This is a genomic window from Paenibacillus sp. MBLB1832 (genome assembly GCF_032271945.1).
GTDB lineage: Bacteria > Bacillota > Bacilli > Paenibacillales > NBRC-103111 > Paenibacillus_E > Paenibacillus_E roseopurpureus.
The window spans coordinates 5123079-5148376 of sequence record NZ_CP130319.1 but is presented as its reverse complement, the minus strand read 5'-3'; the positions used below and the strand labels follow the sequence as shown (position 1 = coordinate 5148376).

Sequence of the window (25298 nt, the reverse complement as noted above, 5' to 3'; positions counted from 1 at the left end):
TGCATGAAAAAGCAAATGTTTAAAGTTGTAACGGGAGCAGTGAGTCTCGCTGTCTTATTGTCGGCATGCGGAAGTAAAGGATCTGAAAGCACTTCCACAGCTAGTCCAGCAGCTAGCGCGGCGGCTACCGCCAAGGTTGAGCAACTGGCGCCCGTAGAATTGATCTGGAACTTCCCGCTAGCCGCGATTCCGGCAGATATCGCAACTGTTCAGGAAGCTATTAACAAAATCACAAAAGCTAAAATTAATGCGACAGTTAAATTGCAACCGCAAGCATTCGCTGACTACACACAAAAGATGAACACAACAGTTGCAGCTGGCGAAAATTACGACATCGCATGGACGTCTAACTGGAACTTTGACTATGTAACTAACCAGTCAAAGGGAGCATTCCTTCCACTGGACGATTTGATTACGAAGTATGCGCCATCAGTGACGAAGTCCATGCCTGGATTTGTGTGGGATGCAACTAAAATTAGTGGCAAAATTTACGGTGTTCCGAACTATCAAACGGTAACGAACAAAGAAGGCTTCATTATCCAAAAGAAATATGCTGACAAATACAATCTGGACGTTAACTCTATCAAAAAGGTTGCAGATATCGAGCCGTTCTTGGCAAAAGTAAAAGCAGGAGAATCCAAAGATGTAGTTCCGTTCTTGGTGGATCGCAATGGAAGATTCAATAGTATGTTGCGCTCTAACGGATTGGAATCAATTGTAAACGCTGGTGGTGCGAATGTTATTGGTGTAGATCTTTCAAATCCGGACAAAGTCATCAATTTTGTTGATACTCCACAGTTTGGAAAATATTTGGATTTAATCAAAAGCTGGCATGATAAAGGCTTAATCAACGATAACGCGGCTACATTGAAAAACAAAGCGGACATTGAGAAAACAGGCAACGCAGTTGTTCAATTCCACAACGTATTGAATCCAGCCGGTCCCGCTTCGTATAAGACTGCAAATGGCGGTAATGATGTGATTGTTGTACCGATTACAGAAACATGGGCAGGTACAGGCTCCATCATTACAACGATGCAAGCCATTAGCAAAACGTCCAAAAACCCTGAGCGAGCAATGATGTTCATTAACTTGCTGAACACGGACAAAGAGCTGTATAACACAATCAGCTATGGTGTTGAAGGTAAGCATTACACGAAAGTATCCGATAATGTAGTCAAAATTAACAAGGATGCTGGTTATGTACCTAACGCAAGCTGGGTATTCGGTAACACATTCAACGCTTTCCTGGTTGAAGGTACAGATCCAAATGTAGTAGCTGATACGAAGAAAGAAAACGAAACGGCTAAACCGTCTCCGCTTATGGGCTTTAAGTTTGTGCCGGCGCCAGTTGTCGCGGAAATTGCAAACATTGGGACTGTTGTTGATCAATATAACCCAGGTCTTGTAACAGGTACAGTAGCTGCAAGTGAGAAACTGAAAGAATTCCAAGAGAAGTTGAAGCAAGCTGGCATTGATAAAGTCATTGCAGAAGTTCAAAAGCAACTTGACGAGTGGAAAAAAACGAAGTAATGTAAGCTCCTCTCAGTGAACAAAGCAATGGCAGTCATCAGGTGGGAATCCTTCCAAATAGGATTCCCACAATGTTTAAATGCAGGGGTCGTAAGCCAGTTTCAGTAAACTAGAAAAGGAGGGGATTTATAATACTGAATGCGGCATAAACGCATGACAAGTTTTATCGTCTTTTCGAAGGAGTTCATTCTTGTAGATGATAGTAAAAGTAAAGGGAGTGAGTAATGTGACTACGTATTCCGATAAGTTGAAAAGCAATTTAAGCAAGTTATTGATTGCATCGCTGTTGATCGTACCCTTTGCTGTTGCAGCACCTTTTGAAACAAGTGTGAAAGCGGCTGGAACTACCTATTACGTAGATCTAAATGGAAGCGATTCCAATGACGGAACTTCCCTTTCTACACCATTCCAGACGATTCAGAAAGCTGCATCCGTAGCCTCAGCAGGCGACACTGTAAATATTCGTGGAGGTACATACCGTGAAACGGTCACTCCTGCTAATTCAGGAACCTCGGGCAATCCGATCACGTATCAGAACTATAATGGTGAGACGGCTATAGTTAGCGGTGCTGATCTTGTTACCGGTTGGACGTTGGATTCCGGAAGTATTTATAAAGCACCGATGAACTGGACTTTGGGAGCTGGAAATCAGGTGTTTGTGAATGGCACGATGATCGATGAAGCAAGGTGGCCGAATCAAACGGGTACGCTGCTGAATCCGACGGTCTCGATAGCGGATTCAGGCACGAATTCTAGCCAGGTTATCGACACAGCCCTTCCTGGAGGGGATGGATACTGGAATGGCGCAACGATGTGGATTGAATCTGGATGGGACTGGATTGTACAGACGCCTACGGTAACAGCTTACGATTCTGTTAATAAAAAGCTCACGATCACAGGTTTAAGAGCGACCGGCGGTTACAGTCCAGAGTCAGGAGACAAGTTTTATTTAACCGGAATCAAAGCAGCCTTAGACACAGCGAATGAATGGTGGTACGATTCCACCAATTCGGAGTTGTACGTTTGGGTACCTGGCGGCGGCGATCCTTCCGCCCAAACGGTAGACGTTAAGCGACGGGATGCCTCATTTGATCTATCCGGCAAGGCTTATATAACGTTAAACGGGATTCAAACGACTGCCTCTAGGGTTGTGACAAACAGTTCGTCAAACCACCTTACGTTTCAAGGAATCGTGGCGAAATATTTGTCCCATAACAAGTTGAATACGTTGGCCCAGGAGCAGACCAACACTGGTTTACTGCTGAACGGCAGCTATAACGTGCTCAGGGACAGCGAATTTGCATACAGCTCCGGCAGTCTGGTTACGGTCGGCGGTTCGTATAATAACGTAATCAACTCCTACATTCACGACGGGGGATATGTCCCTGATTGGGAAGGTCTTCTGAACCTAAAGGGCGCTAACAGCTTGATCAGCCATAATACGGTGGCGGATGCGGGGCGAGTAACTGTTTATTTCACCAGCCCGATGAGAGCAAACGAGATACAGTATAACGATATCTACAACGCCGGATGGCTTACAGATGATTTGGGTATGTTGTACGGACCGAATGTCGATGGACAGAACACGGAAATTCATCACAACTATGTCCATGATAATAAAGCACCTGCCACGAAGCCGGGCATCTACTTGGATTCATACACGAATAATTTCATCATTCATCATAACGTGACGTGGAATAACGCTGGTCTTCAGCTTAATATTCCTTCAAATTATAACCTGGCCTACAACAACACGGCTTGGACGAATGCGTGGGCCATTCAATCAGCAGCTTCTAATGCGTTTACAACGGATATGTATGGAACTCGAATATTCAACAACATCATCACAGGATATGATGCGGAGTCAAATGCCTATACTGTGCATGGCAGCCAAGTAACGAGTTCACCTGGATTCGTTAATGAAGCCAGTCGGAACTATCAATTACTGTCTACCTCGCCAGCAAAAGACACAGGAATTGTGATTCCAGGTATTACGGACGGCTATGTTGGAAGTGCACCTGATATTGGGGCATTTGAATACGGAAGCACAGGCTGGACTGCCGGTCACAACTTTGCAAGCCCTCCTAATCCAACATATACAACACCGTCGACACCTAATATGAACTTAGCCGTTAATGGCGGATTCGAAAATGGGGACTTGTCGAACTGGAATACAACGGATGCGGGCAATGCTGTTGTTGTCAGTGACAATCACTGGGGCAAAGCAGCTAATGCAGGAATGTCCAGATCACATCTCTATGGGACGAAGCTAAGTGGAGGTGTTGATGGAATTGCACAGGTAATTTCAGGGCTGCAGCCAAATACGAATTATGTCGCTGGAGGTTGGCTAAGAAACGCCAGCAGGGGAAACTGCTGCACTTGGTGTAAAGGACTTTGGCGGCACAGAAAAATCAGTTTCTTCATCCAGCTCTACATGGACGTTTGTTAAGGTGTCCTTTAAGACTGGGTCGACAAATACTAGCGCTACGATCTATTTTAAGAAAACGTCCGCAACGGGAGAAGCCTATTGTGATGATGCAGGGCTCGTATTAGATTCGACAGTGTACCAGTCTATATATACATCAGACGGCTTTGATTCCGGGCTTAGCAACTGGGCGACGGCTGCTGGAACGCCATCGCTGAGCTCCGCCCAAACGCATTCTGGCTCCAATAGCTACCTAATCGATCAAGACCAGGATGCGATACTGCAAAGTTTTGACACTTCATACAATAAAATCGTTTCGATCTGGTTCTACGACACAGCTACCGCAACGAATATGCAGAATGGTGCTGTGGTAGACGACAGTGTTAATACAAGAGGTATCTTTGTCAATACACCGACGTCAACAACCAAATATTCATATCGTGTCGGGGGTACCTATGCAGCCTCCAATGTAACCCGCACTACCGGCTGGCATGAATTCAAATTTGATTACTCGTCAGGCACAAAGCTCGATATGTATATTGACGGCGTGCTAATTGCTTCACCTACGGGGGTCACGAACTTTAATCGTATTCAGATTGGCGATCTATGGGCGGGCAGTACGAATACGGCTTATTTTGATGATATCACGATTTCAGATCCGCCGATATTCGACGGATTTGAGAGTGGATTAGCTAACTGGACTACGACGAACGGTACAGCGTCAACGAGCACAGCACAAGCCCATTCCGGCAGCAATAGCTACTTAGTTAATGAAGATTTTGATTCGATTCAGCGAATCTTCGGGACGTCGTACAACAAAATAGCTACTGTGTGGTTCTATGATAACGCCTCATCAACAAATATGGTAACGGCAGCCTTTGTAGATGATGGAATCAGCACCCGAGGAATTGAAGTCTACACAGGTATTTCTACAACGAAATATGCTTACCGTGTCGGAGGAACCCACACGGCAACGAATATTACCCGAACGACTGGCTGGCATGAGTTCAAGTGGGATTATACGTCTGGTACGAAAGTAGATATGTATATCGACGGGGTCCTCATCGCGTCGCCAACAGGATTAACGAATTTCAACAAGATTGAATTGGGGGATAAATGGGTTGGAAATACCAACACCGTGTATTTCGATGATATTAATATTCAATAATGACATTACAGACAATCAAATAATTCAGTAGAAGAAGATTTTAGAATTTTATAAGAAGAGTGCAGCAATAGCTGTACTCTTCAATTTTGAGAAAGAGTATAATGCTTCATTTTTGGCATTGGATTTTTAATGACAATGTTGGGGGCGCTTAGTTTGATATCAAAGCGGAAAACTGAAATTAATTTTGCCGAATTGTATTTGGATCATATTGGTTTTACACGTGATGGCCTAAAGCATATTGCCAATAAATTAACAAACGACAATAAAGCGACTGTCGCTTTCATAGGTGGATCGGTTACAGAGGGAGAAGGTGCTTCTGATTCAGAAGCCACAAGCTACCGAGCGCTGACATATCGGTATTTAGAACGTCGCTTTCCTGAAACGGCGTTCAAGTTCATCAACGCAGCCATTGGAGGAACGAATTCTACTTACGGGGCGTTTCGGTTAGAAGAGCATGTGTTTGATCAGGGAGATGTCGATCTCCTTTTTGTCGAGTTTGCTGTTAATGATGCTGGAAATCTCACCGAGTCCATTCGGGCTATGGAAGGCATCGTTCGTCATGCCAAGCGAAGTAACCCGCAAATAGACATTTGTTTTATTTATACGGCACGCCGATCGGGCTCCGAAAGCTATTCGGCGAATCGCAGGCTGCAGGACAATATTTACAACCACGAAGAAGTCGCTGAATATTATCGGATTCCTTCCGTAAACATTGCCAGTGTCATTTATAACAAGGTCATCTCGGGGGAGCTAAAATGGGAAGATATTAGCGGTGATGATGTGCATCCGAATGATTTCGGTTATGCTTTGTATGCAAGCGTACTGGAAGTTTTCTTGGAAAATGAGTTAATCGTATCCAATGAGAAGTCCGAAGATCCTCTTGCACTCCCTTCGCCAATTGATTCGGTCTGTTATGAGAATGGGAGGCAACTGTCACCTTTATTAGCAGAGACGAGTTTCAATTGGCGAATGATTGAGGGCTGGACAACCGAGCAGTTCTTCAACTGGGCTCCGCCTGCCGACATCTACTTGGGGGAGTCGCCCGGGGCTGAATTCCAATTCAGCTTTACCGGAACGGCAGTCGGCATCTCCTTGCTGGCTGGAAAGGATACCGGAAACATTGAGGTTTCCATTGATGGAGGAGCTTTTCGAACCATACCGCTTTTTGATCGATACTGCTCAATGTTTTATCGACCAATCATTGTCATGTTTTCCGACCATCTTGAGCGTCGCTCACATACCGTAAATATTCGCATATCCAGCGAAAAGCACGAAATGAGCAGAGGACACGAGGTTCATATTTTGAAACTGTTAGTAAATGAATAGAGCACACTATCATCTGAAAAGGACGTGAGAAATTTGATTTCATATTTTACAAAAGGCGAACCGTTGACGATATCCATGTGGGACTTTTCTTGGCTGAAGGGAAACCATCCTGGCGGAGCTTATGAGGATTTGGCCAGACGAGTAGAAGAAGCCAAAATTCGTGGTTATAACACTTTACGGGTTGATTGCTTTCCAAACCTAATTCTGCAGGATACTGTTAACTTTAAGAAGAACTGGGATCCGAAGACGGAACTGCCACAATGGGGTCAGACGGAGATCGACTTTTCGTGCAACGTACTAGAGCGGCTTTCAACACTTGCGGAATTATGCCGTAAAAATGGCATCTGGTTAGGTTTGGATGCATGGGATAAAGCGAGCATGATCGGTCATTACAATATTATTGAACCGCAGGATGAAGAGAGAACATTTGTGAGTTATTCCGAAACCTGGGTAAAGGCCCTGCGCCTAATGAGGGAAGAAGGCATATTGGAACGGGCCGTATGGGTCGCCCCGATGAACGAAGTACCTCATTATTGCTGTGGAAAAGTTAGATCCATTATGGATTTGGAGCAGCGAATTAGAACGGAAGGCGAGGTTATTCTTGAAATCAATGCAGATTTGGATCAAGCATACCAGCGTGTCAACCATTGGATGGGTGAAGCAATCAAGAATGAAATTGGGCGCGACGGTATTTCTTTGTGCTACTCCTCATTAGGGGCCGAGCCGTATGCCAACAGATTAACGGATATTTACGACGTAGCGGATGTTCATTATATGCCGTCTGTGGTTATGGACGATAGCGATGTGGAAGCCTTCGAACAGACCGGAAAGGGAGCCTCCCGTTTCTCCAATTTCCTACAATTAATCACATATGACTTGAAAAGATATTCGGAAGTTTGGGATACAGCTTGTCAAAAGAATTATGGTAAAATGCTGGAAGGCGTGCGTACGTATCATGAAAATGCGTTGAAGCACTTGACTCTTGCTTCTGGCAAACAATTATGCCCGATCATTACAGAATCATTTGGCCCATGTTATTTCCCAGATCATCCGGATGTTAACTGGGACTGGTATAAAAGGTATAACGCAGATGCGGCAAAGTTAATTGCGAAGCTTCCTTTTGCGGGGACTAGCCTTTCCAATTTCGCTGAACCGCAGTACCGTTTATGGAAAGACGAGGAATGGCATAGGACGACTAACCTCTTTCTCCAAAACTCGTATTAAGCCTGCCGATATGATCCGCACACTCAAAAAAGCAAAGGATTGATGATATGCTCAGCACATTAACGCTCCGCGAGTTGAAGTATGCACTGGAGCAAGCACACCCGGAAGAGCACCAGCTGTTCCCAGAAGCTGCATCCACCGAACGGTGGATGCAAATTAGAAAGGATGAACGCTATTCGGCGTTTTGGGAAGAGCTTGAGGAACAGGCAGTACGCATTCAGGAAAATCCAGCTCATCTACCTCAATTTTCCGATTATATCGTATTCGGTGAGACAGGTGACAACATTAATTTTGAGAATATACGTACTCAGCTATATGCGGGGCTGCATACGTTCAGCTTGCTAGCTATGACGGACGACGGTTCCGAATGGAAGACAGGGCTTGAGAACGCGATTTGGTCCGTTTGCAATGAATATTCCTGGGTACCGCCCGTACATGCTGGGCTGTATGTGAATGAATATCCGAAGGGCATTTGGGATCAACCGATCCCGCCCCGTGAAACAATCGATCTACAGGCAGCTGCTATCGGATTTACACTGGCTGAAATCATCTACCATCTCGGTCACAGACTGCATCCTTGGGTAGTCTTCCGCGCCAAAGAGGAGATTGAGCGCCGCATCTTTCAGGTTTACTTCTATGATCCTGTTCCGCAAAACTGGGAGTTGAAAACGAATAACTGGCCGGCGGTTTGCTCAAGCAACATCGGCGCTGCAGCGATTTATTTAACGCAAGACAGCGAACGGTTGGCGGGTATGTTATGGCGGGTAATCGGCGCTTTGCGCCAATATGTATCAGGTTTTGATGAGGAGGGAGCGACACCTGAAGGTCCGGTATACTGGCAGTACGGTTTTTCGAACCTTGTATTCTTTGCCGAATTACTGAAGGAGCGTACGGGCGGACGCATCAACCTACTTGCTGAACCGAAGATTGAGAAAATTGCGAAATTCCCGCATTACTGCATGCTGTCGAACGGCAAGGTAGTCAATTTCTCCGACGCTGCGGAAGAACTTCGTTTTCATACCGGTCTTTTCCATCGTTTGCGCCAAACATTCCCTTCCCTTTCTTTACCGCCGGAAGGATACCAATCGAACCAAGCCAGCAAACCTTCTGTTCTTTGGATCGAAGCGATAAGACTAATGCTTTGGACGTCGGATCAACCGGCTGCTGAAGCAACTGGCACTTCCGATACGCAAGAAGGGGTAGAAGAGCGGATTTTCGCTGGAAATCAGTGGGTGATCTCGAAGGTTCGGCAGCCGGATGACAGCGTGGCCGCATTTGCCGCGAAGGGCGGCCATAACCAAGAACCGCACAATCATAACGATTTGGGGCATTTCATCCTGCATGCAGGCGGAGTTAACGTACTCGCTGATATTGGAATTGGCGTGTATACCAGGCAGTATTTTCAGCCTGAACATCGGTATGAAATGATTCAACCAGGTTCACATGGACATTCTGTGCCGATTATTAACGGTTGCAGACAAGGCTTTGGCCACATGTACCGGGCAGAAATCGTGAATCAAGACATAACCGAAGACGAGCTGTTATTTGAGCTGGATTTATCGAAAGCGTACGAGTGCCCCTCGTTACAGCGATTTACTCGCCAGTTCCTATGGCGTCGCCCGGTGAATGAGAACTCGCAGCTTATTCTGACCGATCAAGTGACGATGCATGAACCAGGTTCCTCTTTCCAGGAAGTATTCATATGCGGTGTTGAGCCGCAGCAGAAGGGGCCGGGACAAGTCGCGATTGGCGCAGTTCTGATGACGTTTGAAGCAAACCAGTGGCAGGTTGAAGTGGAAACACAATTGACGGTTGCGCATCCTGCCATCGAAAGAACGTTTTATCGTCTGCTGCTAACGCGTAAAGAAATGAGCGAATCCTTTACGAGTCAGTTCCGTTTTGAGATTACTTGAAAATGTGCCTAAAACGCCAGTTAAAAGAAGCTGGATTAAGATGTAGCTTCTTTTTTTTGAATATGAAATAGAACACACGAAATCAGTGAATTGGATACAACTGTTAATCATATAGAATGAGTTACCCCCATTTGAGACACACTACTTCGTATGCCTAGGCGATGAGCCTGGTACTAACTACGAATACGAAGAGGTGTATCCAGTGGCGGGAAGAAACAATAAGCCCGATAATGACGGGCCTGCAGGGAAACCAGGCAGACTTGATCAGTATGGCGACAAGCTAGGTTCGAGCAATGAGGAAGAGTTCGCGGCGGCAGCCAATCAGGCGTGTGAAGTGTCCTCCGCGGACGATTCCAATGATCAAATGTGAATAGTTAAATGAGGAAAGAGTGTTCCACGAATGGCCGAATGTAGGGCTCGTGGAAGCACTCTTTTTTCTTGATTTGGCTGCAAAAAATCGACAAATTATCTGTGTTGGCCGCTGCGGCATGGCGCAAACGAAGACCATACGGTTCACACGTTCATTGCACTATTTGCCGAACAAAAAAACAGCTGCCTAGAATCCTTAATTAGGTTAAATATCACCCGTGTGGAGTAAAGGAAAAGCGATCAAGGACAGTCCTTGACCGCTTTTTCTAAGCTTTATGGAGTCGGATTTGATATCTTCTGCGTGTATAAAACTGATTTTAGAATTTTTTTATAATTACCAAAACGCAAAAGTTTCCGTAATGGCTCCTCATAGAATGCGTACACCAGCGAACTAAGCAGCAGTGATACGAGGAAGCAGACAATTGTGTGAATAGTATTATTTAAATGTAAATAAGTGAAATATCGAATGACTAACAGATGTGTCATATAAAATGAAAAGCTAATTTCTCCTAGGTAAACAAATGACTTGTGAGATAGGATTTTCGATACTTTTCCAGCCTGATACGCAAATGTATAAATCAATAAGCACCAAATCGGTACATAATACATGCTTCTAACGATCGCAGCATGCAAGTGTACGGAAAAGCCTACAGCCAAGATAAAAGCAACTAGACCGATGACTTCTAAACTTGTTAACCAAGTGCTGTTCACGGTGTGATGCTTTGATTTTTCGATGAAAATTAAGCCTACAAACATACCTGTCGTGAACTCCAACAATCTGGCGACTCGCAAGATATGCAGCATCCAAATGTAAAATGAGCCATCGGCACCTAATCTAGCATTGAGAACAGCGAGAGTACCGAAGACAGCTAGGAATAGTAATGTAAATTTAAATATGTTCTTATGTGAATTGAAGGACCGATTTAACCGTTAACGTTATTAATTTGTTATGGTAATTGAAGGCTAGGATAAAGCCTGATAATACGAAAAAGAACTGCACCCCTGCCGAACCTAATTCATATTGATTTAGGAAGCCGATATGAAATATGAAAACTAAAAATGCTGCAAAAAACCTAAACGAGGTTAACGATTTTAACACAGATAGGCCATCTCCCTTTTCCCTTTTTAAAAGTATATCAATATTCTCAATAAAGAACAAACGAATATTCGCAATGTGTCATTCGTTCTTTTTGGTGAACTTTTTAACGAAAAAAAACAGGCAAGGACACCATCGTCCCTGCCTGTTTTAAATTAGCCCCTGCCAGGCAGGAGCTGACGAATCCAACCGCCGAAACTTTTCGGGTTTCGCGTTTGTACGAGCACGACGCCTTCGCCGCGGAAACGGCAAACGACGCCCTCGCCGCTCGTCAGACTGGAAATCCAGCCGCGAGAAGCGGCTCTTTCGATTGTATACGGCGTATAGTCCGGCCAAGCGACCAGATGCCCGTTGTCAATCAGCACTTCTTGACCTGGGGCCAAGTTGATCGCATGAATCGCACCGTAGGAGGAGAGGAAAACAGTGCCGCGTCCGCTAATTTCCACAATGAAAAAGCCTTCGCCAGACATGAAACCGGCTGCTAGATTTTGCATTTTGGTATCGACCTGAATGCCTGATGTGCCGGCAAGGAAGCCGTCCTTTTGGACATATAGCTTGTACGAGCCATCCAGCTCTACAGCTTCAATATCACCGATAACCGCTGGTGCAAGCAGCACTTCGCCCGTACCACGGGAGGAGGTCAGCTCCTGGAAGAAAAATTTTTCCCCGCTCAGCATCCGTCCGAGCCCCTTCATAATTCCGCCATCCATCGTGCCTTTCAGTTCGATATTGGGGGACATCGAGACCATTGCGCCAGATTCGGCTTTGATGTTTTCGCCTGGATCGAGTTGAACGCGGAGCATCGGGAATGCGCCTTTATATAAGATTTCGTGTTTCATCGTCATCCTCCATTTTTCATTAGTAAGTCTACCCTAGTACTACTACGCAGCTTTGGGCTTATACGTTGCATCCAAACCGCGATTGATATATACGAATCCCGCACAAATCAGCAGAATGCTCATCGTCACATAGAAGACAGAGGTAAATCCGTAAGCGGCGGCCAAATGACTGCCAAGTAAAGGGCCGATCAGATTGCCCAGGAACAGTGACGAGGTGTTAAAACCATAAGCGGTGCCCTGGATTTCCGTAGGTGCAAGCTTCATTACGAGTGCATTTAACGATGGAATCATGCCGCCGATGAAGAGTCCGAGCATGAATCTGCCGACGAGCAGCATCCCGATATGGTTGGCAAAAGCCTGCGGCACAAACGCAACGGCCGCCAACGTAAGGGCGATAGCCAAAGTCAATCGCTGCCCGATGCGGTCGCCTAGCCGACCTAACGTCGGAGCTCCGATGAGATTGGCGATGCCCGTAATCGCCACGATTAATCCAGCGAAGAAGGCTAAGTGTTTGCCGAGGTATAAGGTTTTGGCATACACGGTCACGATCGGCTCGATACTCATCATCCCGATCTGGGTGATTAGCGAAGCGGCGAAAACAGGCAGCAACGGGCGGAATAAGCGCCATTGCGTTTTTTGTCGTGTTTTTTTGGCGGCGGCAGGCTTGCGTTCCTCTCGGATGAACACCATGACGATGATGCTAGCGCAGAGCATGAGCCCGCCTGTGAAGAAAAACACATGATGATACCCGAGCAAGCTGGCCAGCACCCCGCCGACTAACGGCCCGATCAATGTGCCTGCGATGGCTCCTGTTTGTAAGGTGCCCAGCGACTTGCCTGAGTGTTCGCGAGGGGTAAGCGAAGCCTGCAGGGAAACGGCCATCGAGATGAAGCCAGAGAAGAAACCGTTTAACAGCCGCAGCGATAGGAGCTGCCAAGGAGAGGTGACGATGCCCATGAGGGCAGTTACGATAGCCATGCCGAAGCCTGCGCGAAGCAGCATGATTTTGCGTCCGCGTCGATCCGCGATAGCGCCCCAAAGCGGCTGCGTTAGGAACGACGTGATGAATTGAGCGGCAACAATCCAGCCTGTCCACCGCACGACATCCGCCAACTCGTGGACCCCGAGCTCTCCGATGTACAAAGGCAAGAAGGGCAGCACCAAATTCATGCCGCACGTGATGGAGAAGTTCGCACCCCACAGTATCCATAGTGACTTTTTCCAATGTAAGGGGGTTGCCATGTGCAGATCTCCTTCTCTTTTTTTCTCAGTATAGCATAAAAGGGGAGATCCCCAAGAATGCTGCAAGGGGCCCCTTCCCGTCAACGGGATTAAGTTCGTCGAGAAAACTGCTGGCGGTAGGAACGTGGGGATATGCCTTCGAGCTTGGTAAAGCTGGAGGCGAAATAGGCCGCTTGCTCGAAACCAACCTCTTGAGCGATGTACGCAATCGCAAGCTCGGTTTGCATGAGCAGCAGCTTCGCGTGCCCAATTCTGACTTTGAGCAGATAGGTCATAGGCGAGCAGCCGTACTCCTTCTGCATGCAGCGTGCGATGTAGACGGGGTGGAAGTTCAGCACTTCGCCGAGCTGTTTGGCCGTAACGGCTTCGCGATAATGTTGACGTAAATAGGAGGCTGCTTTCTCTGCGCAAGCTCTGGAGCATGCAGAGGCCGTCCTCTTAGCAAGGCTCTTTCAACTGGAGGAGCGGTTAATACCGCTTGCCCATACGTATATTTCGATCGTCGGCAGCGGCATGGTGTTGACAGCTTTGGTCGCTACCCTCAGCACGACGATTCGCAATACGGGAAACACCAAGGGGCCGATGATTACGGCCATTGGCATGAATGTGATCCACGTTGTGCTGAACTACGGTTGGATCAATGGGGCGTTCGGTTTTCCGCAGCTGGGCTTGACGGGGGTTGCGATTTCAACCTTAGTGAGCCGCGTGCTAGGCACGTGCTTGCTGCTATACATGTTCGTCTCGGCTTTCGAGCGGAAAATCGGCTGGCGGGATCTCACCATTTTTAACCGTAAACTGTTCAAAGAAATCATTCGTATTGGCTGGCCGCTAGGCGTCAACATGTCGTCGTGGGTGCTGTCTCAGCTAGCGATTTACAGCTTTCTAGCAACGATGGGGGCGACCGCATTAGCAGCTAGAACCTACTTGAACACCCTAGAATCCATCTGTTTCATGCTGGGTTACTCGATTGCGTTATCGGCTCAAATTCAGATTGCCCATTTGTTCGGTTCGGGGCAGACGAAAGAAGCTTACAAAGCGGGGTATCGGGGGACGTGGATTGGTCTTGGCTTAGTGGGGTGCAATAGCATCATTCTTTTTCTCATCGGACAAAGATTTCTCGGACTCTTCACCTCGGACACGGCGATTATTCAGCTTGCCCTCTCTTGTTTAGTGCTTACCGCGGTGCTTCAGCCTGGCCGGATGATTAATATGGGTTTCGGCAATGCGCTCAGTGCGATTGGGGATACCCGTTTCAATATGGTGATTTCCTTGTTCTCAATGTGGGGCGTTGCTGCAGGGCTTTCGTATGTGCTGGGCCTGCATCTTGGTTGGGGGTTGGCAGGCATTTATATCGCGATGATGAGCGATGAGTACTTGAGGGGCATCCTCGTAGTCATCCGCTGGCGCAAGCAGAAAGATTTGCGCCTCGCGGAAGCGAAGAGACCAGTGAGCAGTGTCAGCGTTATGACTACGCACAACGAAGTGCATAGCGCCTAACCCAACGCCATCTATCTACGATAAGTACGAAAACGGATGTCCTGATTATAGTTGCCGAACCCTTCGCCATATAGCGTTAAACCGCCGACATGCTCGGCTTGTTCAGGCACTTCAAGACGCAAGGTCCACTCGTTGCGGGACATGGGAATATCACGGATGGTCGTAGCTGAGAGCTGCTGACCATCTAGAAACGTACCTGTTTCGGTCACGCGGAGCACCTTCAACCACCCGTATTGGTTCGTAGCATCCGACCACCAAGAGGGTGTAAGTTTGCCACGACCCTGACCCGAATCTCCAGGGCTTGTCCAGTAGCCAAGGAGCGTATCATTCACATAGAAGTGAATGTCAGAAGGCCAATTTATCGCAATGCCAGGCGCTTCAGAGCCGATTTCCATCGTCACTTCAATCTCTTCCAAGGTCTGACCTTGCAGCATATAGTTCGGTACCTGGTACTCAACGAAACCTTTGGCAAACCAGAGAATTCGGGCATGCATGCGTTCAGGCTCAAGGAAAAAACGCGGATCATCAAACTGACCGATCACATGATCTCCCGTAGCTAAACCGCACGTTGGATGGACTTCGTAGCGCGTGTAATGTCCAACAGGGATAGACACCTCGGTGAATAATCGCTGCTGCTCTGTGGACTGTGGGAGCTGGATGTCGATGCGCGAGAGGGCGAGCGAGCATATTTTATGCGTGCCGCCTTGTTTGCGCACCAGCTTGGTCGTGATCAGTCCGCCTGCTTCGAGCTTCTTGACGTGCATCGTCACGATCGCACTGCTCAGCGCGAGCCGCTGCGCCAGATCTTTCACGTTCATTTCTTCATCCGCTAATAATTCTAATATATGCAACCGCACATCGCTTGCCAGCGCTTCATACAATGGCAGCCATTTGCGGTCTGTTGTCGTTTGGATCATCGTAAGCAGCTCCTTCATTCCTTGTTCCATACAAGTTAGATTAACATAAATGTGAATGCAAGAAAATCACCGTCTAGGGCTTGATTTTCGCGTAAGCCTGTTGTTTAATAGAGTCATTAAATAACAATATTATTAACTTATTTATATTTATATTAATTATAAGACGAGGTGTCTAAAATGTCTATGAAAGCGAAGATGATTATTGATAAGGATTTTACGGTTGGGAAAGTCGACGATCGATTGTATGGATCCTTCATTGAGCACTTGGGGCGCGCTGTCTACGGCGGGATCTATGAACCTGGCCATCCTGAGGCCGATGAGCAGGGATTCCGGGGAGATGTGCTTGAGCTTGTAAAAGCTTTGCAAGTACCGATCGTACGTTATCCTGGGGGTAATTTCGTTTCTGGTTACAACTGGGAGGACGGCATTGGCCCTGTGGAGCAGCGAAAAAAAAGGCTTGATCTTGCATGGCGCACCATTGAACCGAATCTGATTGGTCTGAATGAGTTTATGGACTGGTGCCGCAAAGCGAACACCGAAGCCATGATGGCTGTGAACCTGGGAACACGAGGGCCTGATGAGGCGAGGGACATCATGGAATACTCGAACATCAAAGGCGGAACGTATTGGAGCGACTTGCGTATTTCGCATGGCTACCGCGAGCCGCACAACATTAAAACCTGGTGCCTAGGCAACGAGATGGATGGCCCTTGGCAAACGGGAAGCAAAACTGCCCATGAGTATGGGCGGGTCGCTTGTGAAACGGCGAAAGTGATGAAATGGGTCGATCCATCGATCGAACTCGTTGCCTGCGGAAGCTCAAGCTTAACGATGGCGACGTTCCCCGATTGGGAAGCGACCGTATTAGAGCATACGTATGATCATGTGGACTACATTTCACTTCATCAATATTATGGCAATCGCGATAAAAATTCGGCCAATTTCTTGGCGCAATCCATGGGTATGGATCGCTTCATTAATACCGTCATCTCGACGGCTGACTATGTGCAAGCGAAGAAGCGCGGCAAGAAGAAAATCAATCTTTCCTTCGATGAATGGAATGTCTGGTATCACTCGAATGAGGCGGACAGCCGCATCGAGCCATGGTCCATCGCGCCGCCGCAGCTTGAAGATATTTATAACCATGAAGACGCGCTGCTCGTAGGCTGTATGTTAATTTCCATGCTGAAGCGTGCGGATCGTGTCAAAATGGCGTGCCTCGCGCAGCTCGTGAATGTGATCGCGCCAATCATGACAGCGAATGGCGGGGCCGCTTGGAAGCAAACGATTTACTACCCGTACCTCCATGCGAGTGTGTTTGGCCGCGGAACCGTGCTCGTACCGCTGGTCACGTCTCCGAAGTACGATACCAAAGATTACACAGATGTGCCGTACCTGGAGTCGGTTGCTGTACACAATGAAGAGAAGTCCGAAGTCACTGTGTTTGCAGTGAACCGTCATTTGGAGGAGTCACTGCTACTCGAATTGGATCTTCGCAGTTTCGGGGCGATCCAACTCATCGAGCATATCGTCATGGCACATGACGACCTCAAAGCTTCGAACACACTCGAAGTACCAGACCGCGTAAAGCCGCACCACGGAGGCAGCGCGAAAGTCACTTCCAATGGTTCGATTGAAGCTCAGCTAGGCAAAGCGTCATGGAACGTGATTCGTGTTAAACTTGTATAGAATTAACTGATAAAAAGCCGCATTTTGCCCCATACTAATGGAAACAGCTTCTCCTGAAGAGGGAGTCCGAAGCGTCCGTTCGTGTGGTGCAGCGGCTTTTCTTTCTTTTTCAATCCAGGCTCTGGTATGATGAGAGAAAGAGAAACGAAGGAGATTCGTGTGATGATGAGAAAGAGAATCGGCTGGATGAGCGTGATGCTCATTATGATGTTAAGCATAGCTGCTTGCGGAAACAAACCACACGAAACGCCAAATGAGAGTGCAGGCGCTTCCGTTAAAGTAGATGTAGCCAAGCTGTATCAAAACTATTGTCTCTCTTGTCATGGTAATCAATTACAAGGCGGGCAAGGTCCGAACATTCAAAAGATCGGCGAACGGCTCGATGAAGCTTCCATTATTAAACAAATTCAAAAAGGCGGAGGCGGGATGCCGCCGTTCCAAGTTACCATGAAAGACGAGGAGTTGAAGGCGCTCGCAGCATGGTTGGCCGGATTGAAGTAATGGAATAATTTGGAATAGTTAAGGTTCCCTTAAGGTAAGCTACATAATTCCTTCACATTTAGCATTTACAATAGGGGGCATGAGGAGAGTGATTTAGTATGCACTTGAATTTGAAGCCCCGAAGGCGTCGCCCGAAACTAAGTTCGAGCCGACTAGGAGCATCGATTTCACTACTTGTGTTTACGATCGGGTTGCCGATTTTATCTGTATTAGGTATTGAATTTCTGGAGCGCGGTAACTTTCACGACACCATGCAATGGATCACAGGGAATCAACCCTTATTTCTACTGAATGTCGGGTTGACCTTTAGTCTATTAGCTTTCTTATATGCGATTGTCGGGTCTTTAGCGATTGCAGGTTCGTTGTCCACCTTGATTCTTGGACTCATGGCGATTATTTCGTATATGAAAGTGAAAATGATTGGGGAGCCGTTCTTCCCATGGGATATTTTGCTGAATAAAGAAAGTATGGATATCGCATCGCTTGTTACAGGGAAAGCGGCGCTTATTCGCATTATTGCTGTGGCTGTCGCCATTATTGCTGTTTTACTCCTAAGATGGGTCATTCCAAAAGTGAGAGTACCGATGATTGCCCGAGTTGGTGTAGGGCTTTTTGCTGTCTATGCCCTTTATGCTTTCGGGATTAAGACCCCGTTGGCTGGCAAAATCCTCGACCACGCGGGTGTGAACGAAATCGTTTGGGATCAACAAGAGAACTACGTCAATAATGGGCTTGCGCTAGCCTTCACGCTGAACGTGAAGAATTCGATCGTGAAGAAGCCCGATACGTATAGCGAGCAGTCCATTGCTGCAGCCGCAGCTTCTATTCAAGAAGCGAATACGCAAGGCGCTGACGTGAAGTCGGCAAAGCTTGCCAAGGGGAAGCAGCCGAACGTTATTTTCATCATGAGTGAAGCGTTCTGGGACCCAACTCTGTTGACCAATGTGTCATTCAGTGCAGATCCACTGCCTACCATTCACCGTTTACAAAAGGAATCCAGCTCTGGCTATCTGCTCTCACCGCAGTTCGGCGGGGGAACGAGTAACGTAGAGTTTGAGGTTCTAACGGGGAATTCCATGAGCTTCTTGCCTGGCGGATCCATTCCGTATCAGCAGTATGTGTCGAAACCGATGCCGAGTTTGGCCAGCTATTTTGCCGATCAAGGGTATAAAAGCATGGGGATCCACTCCTACGAAGGCTGGTTCTGGGATCGGAACACCGTCTATAAGGAGCTTGGCTTTGAATCGTTTAAGAGCAGTGAGCATTTTGTAAATCCTGAAACAAAGGGTTACTTTATTTCCGATGCAGAAGTTGCCCGAAATGTCATTGACGAAGTGGACAAAACGGATAATCCGATGTTCATCTACACCGTCACGATGCAGAATCACGGACCTTACGATGATCCTCGTTATGGGGAAAATCAGTTTAAAGCCACAGGCAACCTTTCCGCTCAGGCCAAAAGTATTCTAGAAACGTACACGCAAGGCGCGCACGACGCGGATCAAAGCTTGCAAATGTTGATCGATCATTTCAAAGATTCCGATGAACCGACGATGATCGTCTTCTATGGTGACCATTTGCCAATGCTGGGATTGGATTATCAAGTGTATAAAGAAGCAGGTTTCATCTCAACAAGCGATGCGAATAAGTGGTCGTTAGATGAAATTAAGAAAATGCACAGCATTCCGCTCGTCACGTGGTCGAACTTCGATATGCCGAAGCAAGATATTCCGCTGCTCAGCGATTCCTTCCTAGGCGCACACGTGCTGGATATGCTGCATTTGGAGAAGCCAGCAAACTTCGCGCTGGACGCTGAGTTGGCCCAGCAAGTGCCAGGTCTGCTCAACAATCTCATTGTGGATCCCAATGGGCAGTTGCATAAGGCCGCGCCAGAGACGGCAGCTTCGCTGATCACGGAATATCGCAACGTGCAGTATGACCTGATGTTCGGCAAGCAGTATCTCGCCGATTATGTGGATCACGACTACCTGACGAAGGGGACGCAAGCGGACTACAACGCCGAGTTTGGCGATGCTCAAGCCGCATCAGCCAAATCCGAGGCGGATGGTAATGATGAGAAACCAGCTAGTGCGCAGTAGAGGAGCTGGCGGTTAGAAGTACTTGATTTCAAATGAATTAACTGCTAATATCTGTATATATTATTTATTGAGCCTTCAGAAAGTTTGTTGGCACCTGAGTCTCACAGGCTTTTCATTGAGAAGGAAGAGGGGATACGATGCCCCTCTTTTTTCATTTGAAATTTAATTATAAGCGAGGTCACTCAGCCAAAACCGAGTGGCTTTTTTATTATGTAAATTTCCCCCTCCAAAAATAACTGTTGCCAACGGCAGGGGTATTTTGGTAAGATGAAACTCCGTCTCTACGCGGCGACTGCACGAACCAACCACGTTTTATTGGCTTCTGAACCAGCAAACAGGAGGTGTTTTATGCTTTTCGCCGTTTTGGCGCGCAAGGCGTACGCAAGAAACTTGCCCTATCGCGGTTCGCATTTGCTGCATAATGCGGTAAGCGCCGTGTTCGGCTTCATTTATGCCAGCATTTGGACAGGGCTCGGCAGCTCCACCTCGCTAGGCGAGTATGGCGCGAACGGCATCGTGGGCTACATCGCCTTTAACCAAGCCATTCTCTGGGTGACACAGTTCACGACGAATGGACTCGGGCTTGAGCAAGCCGTGCGCACAGGGCAAATTGCCCTCGACCTCATGCGGCCGGTGCATTTATTTTATCAAGCGATGAGTCGCGAGTGGGGCCAAGTGTGGTACCAATTCCTGTACAAAAGCATTCCGATTTACATCCTCTACGTATTTATCTTCTCTTTACGCCTTCCCCACGACGCTTCACTTATTGGGTGGACGGCGCTTTCACTTAGTATGGCCTCTTATCTTTCCATCTGTATGAACTATTTGATCGGAGTCGCAGCACTATGGACGACAGAGTCGCGGTGGCTGTATTGGCTCAACTACGCATTTGCTATGCTGCTTTCAGGCTTCTTCATCCCAATTGAATGGCTGCCAGACTGGCTCAGAACGATTAGCATGTTTACGCCCTATCCGTATCAACTTTATTACCCAACCCGCATCTACTTAGGTCTCGAAAATGGAACTGCTGGACTCGGCGCGCTCATCTGGGCGATCGGGTTTACTTGTGTCTGCGGGCTGGCGACAGCTGCTGTGCGCAGGAAACTGGAGGTGCAGGGCGGATGACAGCGATCCGATTATTCCTCCTTCTCATTAAGGCTAGCTTGAAGAGCCGCATGCAATATAAGTTTAATTTTATATTTTCAACACTCATGGCCGCATGCATTCAACTCTCCGAATTTCTGATGGTGGCGCTTGTGATGATGCGCTTCGGCGAGATCAAGGGTTGGTCCCTCTATGAAGTGAGCTACTTGTACGGCGTCATGATGTTGGCCAAAGCCATCTACCGCACACTCGCCTCGGACGTACATCATCTGGAGAAGTACCTCGTTTCCGGAGATCTAGATGCGATTCTCATTCGACCCGTGCCGGTGTTGCTCGCCCTAATGACTCAGAACTCTCGGCTGCTAATCGCGGAAATAGCCCAAGGACTCCTTCTGCTCGTCGTCTCGATGAGAGCACTGCTACAATCCGGTCAGATCGGTTGGTCCGCAATTCCCTACACAGTCTTCATTATCCTGACGGGCGCGGTCATTTTATTCGCCGTTGGTTTGGCTACGGCTGCTGCGGGCTTTTGGCTTACCCGAATTGAAGCGCTTCAAAATATGACCGAAGATGCCTCACAAACTGCGGTTCGCTATCCACTCAGCTTGTATCCGAAGTGGCTGCAGGGGGCGCTGCTTGTCGTGGTTCCAGTTGCTTTCGTCAACTACATCCCGTCGCTTTTCATTCTGAGGCATCAAGGGGGCGCTGGTATGCTGCTTGGCACGATGGGGGTCGCGGTTGCAGCCCTTTGGCTAGCTATGCGCATCTGGCAGATCGGACTATCTCGCTACCAAAGCACGGGCAGTTAACATCCACCTATAACAACGAGGGGAGTACCTAAACCAGATGATCACGGTCAACCATTTACGCAAAACGTTTCAAACCCCGCGCGTCCAAGAAGGCAAATTCGCGGGCATTCGCACCTTATTCTCAAGAGCGTACACCGAGAAAGAAGCGGTTCGCGACATCAGCTTCAAGATTGAAACTGGCGAGTTCGTCGGGTATATTGGACCTAATGGCGCAGGGAAGTCGACGACGATCAAAATGCTCACAGGCATCCTGCATCCCACCTCAGGCGAGGTGCTGATTCATGGACAAAGTCCGCAGAAGCAGAGGAAGCGGGTTGTTGGGCAGCTAGGCGTCGTGTTCGGACAACGAAGTCAGCTCTGGTGGGATTTGCCCGTGAAGGATTCCTATGAAATCCTGATCGCGATGTATCGGGTGGAGGCAGCGACAGCTCGCCGCAGATTAGGAGAACTATCGGAGCTGCTAGAGTTAAAAGAGTTCCTGGACACTCCCGTGCGGAAGCTGTCACTAGGTCAGCGGATGCGTGCGGATTTGGCAGCGGCGATGCTGCATGATCCTGCGATTCTGTTCCTGGACGAACCGACGATCGGACTCGATGTCGTGGCCAAGCGGAACATACGCGGCTTCCTCAAGACGTTGAACCAGGAATTCGGAAAGACGATCCTGCTAACGACACACGATATGGACGACATCGAGCAGCTATGCTCCAGAGTGATTGTCATCAATCACGGACAAATTGGCTATGATGGTTCCATAGACGAGCTGCGCGAACGCATTGGCTTGCCGACGATGATGAAAGTGAGCTTTCGCGGCAATATTCGAGTGCCAGCGCAGTGGGAACTTCCTTTTCGCGTGGTCGCAAAGGAAGGGAACTTGCTTACACTTGCTTGTAACCGCCAAGAGTTGAAGGCGATGGAGGTACTTCGCGTAGTCAGCGATTGGGGCGATATGGAGGATGTCCATATGGAAGAGCCGGACTTTGAAGAAGTCATTCAAACGGTTTATAAATAGAGCAGAATGGGAGTGGGTTGAAATCATGGCGATTGGTAAGGAAGAACGCGAAAAGGAAGCGCAGCGCGTCACGGCAGTGCGCGGCCTCATTCAGGGGCGGATCGAAGAGCTGCGCACGACGGTGGATGAACGCCGCGCCGAAGCGACGGCTATCGGCCGCAGCTTCTGGGACGATATTTCCGTCAATGCGGATAATGCTGATGACATTATCGAAACGGCAGCGAGTATGGCCCAACAGGAGCATGTGCTCCAAGGGCAGGAGCGCAGCTATCGACACGCGCAGGATGCGCTGCGCAAGCTGCAGCGGGTCGTGGATGCGCCGTACTTCTCGCGCATCGATTTCCAGGAGCGGGGCGAACAAGAGCGCGAGAAGATCTACATCGGGTTAACCTCGTTCATCGATAACACAACCGATGAGATTCTCATCTATGACTGGCGCGCACCGATCGCCAGCTTGTTCTACGATTATCCGCCAGGTCCAGCGACGTATCGGACACCTGAGATGGATGTAAGCGGCGAGCTGCTGCTAAAGCGCCAATACATTATTAAAGCGGGAGCGCTTCAGGATCTGTTCGACACGGGCTTATCCATCGGCGACGAAATGCTCCAGATGATGCTCAGCCGCAGCGCAGACGAGAAGATGAGCTCCATCGTCACGACGATTCAGCGCGAGCAGAATGGGATCATTCGCGATGATCGGCACAAAGTGCTTGTCGTGCAAGGCGCAGCGGGCAGCGGCAAGACGTCTGTAGCCTTGCAGCGCATCGCGTATCTGCTGTATAAATATCGGACGACACTGAGCGCCGATAATATGATTCTTTTCTCGCCGAACTCCCTGTTCAGCGATTATGTCTCTCGCGTACTGCCCGAGCTGGGCGAAGCGACGATGCAGCAGACGACGTTTCAGGATTATTTGACACATAAGCTGACAGATACGGGGCTGAGGCTGGAAGATCCGTATGATCAGCTGGAATTTATTTTGACAGGGACGGATACTGATCCAGGCTATACGACACGCATCCAAAGCATTACGTACAAGACGTCAGAAGCTTTCCTAGCCCTCATCGAAGCGTATGGGGAAAAACTGAAAGGCGGCGGGATCCGCTTCCTTGATCTTGCTGTGGGGAAAAAGGTCTTAATTACAGGGGACGAGCTGAGCGAACGCTTCTATAGCAAAACATCGATTCTCGCGATCGGCGAACGGATGGAGCAGCTATCAGAGTGGATTTTGGAACAGCTCGAGGTGTTCCAGGCCGATGTGCAGAAGCGGTTCTATCGCAAGCTTGTCCGTGAACCGAAATATATGGGCACCGAGCCGGAAATGAAGAAAATGAGCCGGATCAAGGCGCATAAAGCGATTGCTCCGCTCAAGGAAAAAGCGCAAAAGCTGGCATACATCGATGTGCTGGGAATGTATCAGGGGATTTTCGCGGACGGGGGCTTGCAGCAGGAACTCGCCGAATTGACGGGTCAGCCGCTGCCAGAAGGCTGGGCAGCGATTAGCGCCTTCACGGTGAAGGCGCTGGAGCAAGGCGACTTACTCTACGAGGATGCGACACCGCTCGTCTATCTCAAAGGGCTCCTCGAAGGACAACTGCGGATCGGCACGATCCGCTACTGTCTCGTCGATGAAGCGCAGGATTACTCGCCGTTTCACTATGCGTACTTGAAGAAGCTATTCCCTCGCGCAAGGTTCACGCTCTTAGGCGATTGGAACCAAGGCATCTTCACGCACGCGAACGCGAGCGTAACGGCCAACGTAACGGCCGGCAACGCCGCCGCGCCGTCCGACACACACGGCTACAGCTCGATCAGCGAGCTGATGGGGGAAGACGAGACGGAAACGATCCGTCTCGTCAAGAGCTACCGCTCCACACGCGAAATCACCGAATTCGCGTGTCAGGTACTGCCCGGCGGCGAACCGGTGGAACCGTTCAGCCGCAGCGGCGAGGCGCCGCGCCTGCTGCGCGCGGCTGACGAGCATGAGCTGGATCGCCTCGTCGAGGAGGCGGTCCAACATCGGCGCGAGGGAGGCGCAGGCACCATCGCGATCATTTGCAAGACCGAGCGCGAGACAGCGTCTGCGCACGCACGCTTGAAGCCGCGGCTGCCGGAGCTCGCGTGGATCCGCAAGGACACGCTGCACTACGAGGCAGGCGTGATGATTCTGCCGGCGTACCTCGCCAAAGGGCTCGAGTTCGACGCGGTCATCATTTATAACGCTGGGGCGGCTGTCTATGCAGAAGCGAAGGAACGCAAGCTGTTCTATACAGCGTGTACAAGACCGCTCCATCACCTTGATGTCTGTTATCTAGGTGAATTAACTCCTTTTCTTCAAGGGGAGTAGTCATTCGTCCATACTCATTCGCCCTGCCCGACATAAGATATAAGGAACAACCAAGATAAGGATCGCAGCAGGCGGAGGAGGGAAATAACCATGTCACACGTTGGCTCTAGCACAGCTGTTGTACTGGTATTGTACATTTTGTTGGTTATCATATTGGCAACATTCTAAATATAGCAATGGTTTGTAGAGAG

20 protein-coding genes and 1 pseudogene are annotated in these 25298 nt (G+C 48.6%); 15 read left to right on the top strand and 6 right to left on the bottom strand.

Going from position 1 to position 25298, the window contains the following annotated elements:
• Positions 1-3: 3 nt before the first annotated feature.
• The 7 genes from MJB10_RS23210 (at position 4) to MJB10_RS23180 (ending at position 9959) form a co-directional block, all read left to right on the top strand.
• Positions 4-1533, top strand: coding sequence for an ABC transporter substrate-binding protein (locus tag MJB10_RS23210; RefSeq protein WP_314799073.1), 1530 nt, complete (start codon positions 4-6; stop codon positions 1531-1533).
• A gap of 196 nt (positions 1534-1729) precedes the next feature.
• Positions 1730-3982: a right-handed parallel beta-helix repeat-containing protein gene (locus tag MJB10_RS23205; RefSeq protein ID WP_314799071.1), complete on the top strand. Its 2253-nt coding sequence runs from the start codon at positions 1730-1732 to the stop codon at positions 3980-3982.
• A 1-nt stretch (position 3983) separates the two neighbouring features.
• Complete coding sequence (locus tag MJB10_RS23200; protein WP_314799068.1) at positions 3984-5126, top strand: hypothetical protein; 1143 nt, start codon at positions 3984-3986, stop codon at positions 5124-5126.
• Between the two features lie 153 nt (positions 5127-5279).
• Positions 5280-6452: a GDSL-type esterase/lipase family protein gene (locus MJB10_RS23195; RefSeq protein ID WP_314799066.1), complete on the top strand. Its 1173-nt coding sequence runs from the start codon at positions 5280-5282 to the stop codon at positions 6450-6452.
• Between the two features lie 33 nt (positions 6453-6485).
• Positions 6486-7676 carry a cellulase-like family protein gene (locus MJB10_RS23190; RefSeq protein WP_314799063.1) on the top strand — a complete coding sequence of 397 codons (1191 nt, stop codon included), beginning with the start codon at positions 6486-6488 and terminating at the stop codon, positions 7674-7676.
• Between the two features lie 47 nt (positions 7677-7723).
• A complete protein-coding gene (locus MJB10_RS23185; RefSeq protein WP_314799060.1) occupies positions 7724-9589 on the top strand; it encodes a heparinase II/III family protein in 1866 nt (621 codons plus the stop codon).
• A 202-nt stretch (positions 9590-9791) separates the two neighbouring features.
• The gene (locus tag MJB10_RS23180; protein WP_314799058.1) at positions 9792-9959 is read left to right on the top strand and encodes a hypothetical protein; all 168 of its coding nucleotides are present in this window, start codon (positions 9792-9794) and stop codon (positions 9957-9959) included.
• Between the two features lie 272 nt (positions 9960-10231).
• Here MJB10_RS23180 and MJB10_RS23175 read toward each other — a convergent pair whose 3' ends face one another.
• The 4 genes and pseudogenes from MJB10_RS23175 to MJB10_RS23160 all read right to left on the bottom strand — a co-directional run.
• Positions 10232-10855 carry an acyltransferase family protein gene (locus tag MJB10_RS23175; RefSeq protein ID WP_314805836.1) on the bottom strand — a complete coding sequence of 208 codons (624 nt, stop codon included), beginning with the start codon at positions 10853-10855 and terminating at the stop codon, positions 10232-10234.
• 354 nt (positions 10856-11209) lie between these two features.
• A complete protein-coding gene (locus tag MJB10_RS23170) occupies positions 11210-11893 on the bottom strand; it encodes a TIGR00266 family protein (protein ID WP_314799055.1) in 684 nt (227 codons plus the stop codon).
• A 42-nt stretch (positions 11894-11935) separates the two neighbouring features.
• Complete coding sequence (locus tag MJB10_RS23165) at positions 11936-13135, bottom strand: MFS transporter (protein WP_314799054.1); 1200 nt, start codon at positions 13133-13135, stop codon at positions 11936-11938.
• An 89-nt stretch (positions 13136-13224) separates the two neighbouring features.
• Positions 13225-13563: pseudogene (locus MJB10_RS23160) on the bottom strand (helix-turn-helix transcriptional regulator); the annotation flags it as partial.
• On the opposite strand from MJB10_RS23160, the gene MJB10_RS23155 reads away from it, so the two are divergent.
• Entirely contained in the window at positions 13550-14632 is a 1083-nt protein-coding gene (locus MJB10_RS23155; protein WP_314805834.1) for an MATE family efflux transporter, read from the top strand. The pseudogene MJB10_RS23160 and the gene MJB10_RS23155 sit on opposite strands and share 14 nt — an antisense overlap.
• Before the next feature lie 11 nt (positions 14633-14643).
• Here the strand turns inward: MJB10_RS23155 and MJB10_RS23150 are convergent, their stop codons facing one another.
• Positions 14644-15549 (bottom strand): ArsR/SmtB family transcription factor, encoded by a 906-nt coding sequence (locus MJB10_RS23150; RefSeq protein WP_314799052.1) that lies wholly within the window; start codon positions 15547-15549, stop codon positions 14644-14646.
• A gap of 177 nt (positions 15550-15726) precedes the next feature.
• Between MJB10_RS23150 and arfA the strand changes: the two genes are divergently transcribed.
• A complete protein-coding gene (gene arfA / locus MJB10_RS23145; RefSeq protein WP_314799050.1) occupies positions 15727-17238 on the top strand; it encodes an arabinosylfuranosidase ArfA in 1512 nt (503 codons plus the stop codon).
• A 2-nt stretch (positions 17239-17240) separates the two neighbouring features.
• On the opposite strand, the gene MJB10_RS23140 is transcribed toward arfA, so the two are convergent.
• On the bottom strand, positions 17241-17441 hold the full coding sequence (locus tag MJB10_RS23140; protein ID WP_314799048.1) for a hypothetical protein: 201 nt from the start codon (positions 17439-17441) through the stop codon (positions 17241-17243).
• Here MJB10_RS23140 and MJB10_RS23135 point away from each other — a divergent pair.
• From MJB10_RS23135 to helD, 6 genes are all read left to right on the top strand, one after another.
• Entirely contained in the window at positions 17425-17739 is a 315-nt protein-coding gene (locus tag MJB10_RS23135) for a c-type cytochrome (RefSeq protein WP_314799046.1), read from the top strand. The genes MJB10_RS23140 and MJB10_RS23135 overlap by 17 nt on opposite strands.
• Before the next feature lie 98 nt (positions 17740-17837).
• The gene (locus tag MJB10_RS23130; RefSeq protein WP_314799043.1) at positions 17838-19838 is read left to right on the top strand and encodes an LTA synthase family protein; all 2001 of its coding nucleotides are present in this window, start codon (positions 17838-17840) and stop codon (positions 19836-19838) included.
• Between the two features lie 348 nt (positions 19839-20186).
• A complete protein-coding gene (locus MJB10_RS23125) occupies positions 20187-20963 on the top strand; it encodes an ABC transporter permease (RefSeq protein WP_314799041.1) in 777 nt (258 codons plus the stop codon).
• Positions 20960-21751 (top strand): ABC transporter permease, encoded by a 792-nt coding sequence (locus MJB10_RS23120; protein ID WP_314799039.1) that lies wholly within the window; start codon positions 20960-20962, stop codon positions 21749-21751. The genes MJB10_RS23125 and MJB10_RS23120 overlap by 4 nt, the downstream gene beginning before the upstream one ends.
• A gap of 37 nt (positions 21752-21788) precedes the next feature.
• Positions 21789-22760, top strand: coding sequence for an ABC transporter ATP-binding protein (locus MJB10_RS23115; protein WP_314799037.1), 972 nt, complete (start codon positions 21789-21791; stop codon positions 22758-22760).
• Positions 22761-22785: 25 nt separating this feature from the next.
• On the top strand, positions 22786-25107 hold the full coding sequence (gene helD, locus MJB10_RS23110) for an RNA polymerase recycling motor HelD (protein ID WP_314799034.1): 2322 nt from the start codon (positions 22786-22788) through the stop codon (positions 25105-25107).
• Positions 25108-25298 lie beyond the last annotated feature (191 nt).

Coding starts and splice junctions, on each gene's coding strand:
- arfA (WP_314799050.1), top strand. CDS start 15,727: ATGTCTATGAAAGCGAAGATGATTATTGATAAGGATTTTACGGTTGGG.
- MJB10_RS23150 (WP_314799052.1), bottom strand. CDS start 15,549: ATGATCCAAACGACAACAGACCGCAAATGGCTGCCATTGTATGAAGCG.
- MJB10_RS23125 (WP_314799041.1), top strand. CDS start 20,187: ATGCTTTTCGCCGTTTTGGCGCGCAAGGCGTACGCAAGAAACTTGCCC.
- MJB10_RS23205 (WP_314799071.1), top strand. CDS start 1,730: ATGATAGTAAAAGTAAAGGGAGTGAGTAATGTGACTACGTATTCCGAT.
- MJB10_RS23140 (WP_314799048.1), bottom strand. CDS start 17,441: ATGAGCATCACGCTCATCCAGCCGATTCTCTTTCTCATCATCACACGA.
- MJB10_RS23130 (WP_314799043.1), top strand. CDS start 17,838: ATGCACTTGAATTTGAAGCCCCGAAGGCGTCGCCCGAAACTAAGTTCG.
- MJB10_RS23135 (WP_314799046.1), top strand. CDS start 17,425: ATGAGCGTGATGCTCATTATGATGTTAAGCATAGCTGCTTGCGGAAAC.
- MJB10_RS23170 (WP_314799055.1), bottom strand. CDS start 11,893: ATGAAACACGAAATCTTATATAAAGGCGCATTCCCGATGCTCCGCGTT.
- MJB10_RS23120 (WP_314799039.1), top strand. CDS start 20,960: ATGACAGCGATCCGATTATTCCTCCTTCTCATTAAGGCTAGCTTGAAG.
- MJB10_RS23165 (WP_314799054.1), bottom strand. CDS start 13,135: ATGGCAACCCCCTTACATTGGAAAAAGTCACTATGGATACTGTGGGGT.
- MJB10_RS23115 (WP_314799037.1), top strand. CDS start 21,789: ATGATCACGGTCAACCATTTACGCAAAACGTTTCAAACCCCGCGCGTC.
- MJB10_RS23185 (WP_314799060.1), top strand. CDS start 7,724: ATGCTCAGCACATTAACGCTCCGCGAGTTGAAGTATGCACTGGAGCAA.
- MJB10_RS23210 (WP_314799073.1), top strand. CDS start 4: ATGAAAAAGCAAATGTTTAAAGTTGTAACGGGAGCAGTGAGTCTCGCT.
- helD (WP_314799034.1), top strand. CDS start 22,786: ATGGCGATTGGTAAGGAAGAACGCGAAAAGGAAGCGCAGCGCGTCACG.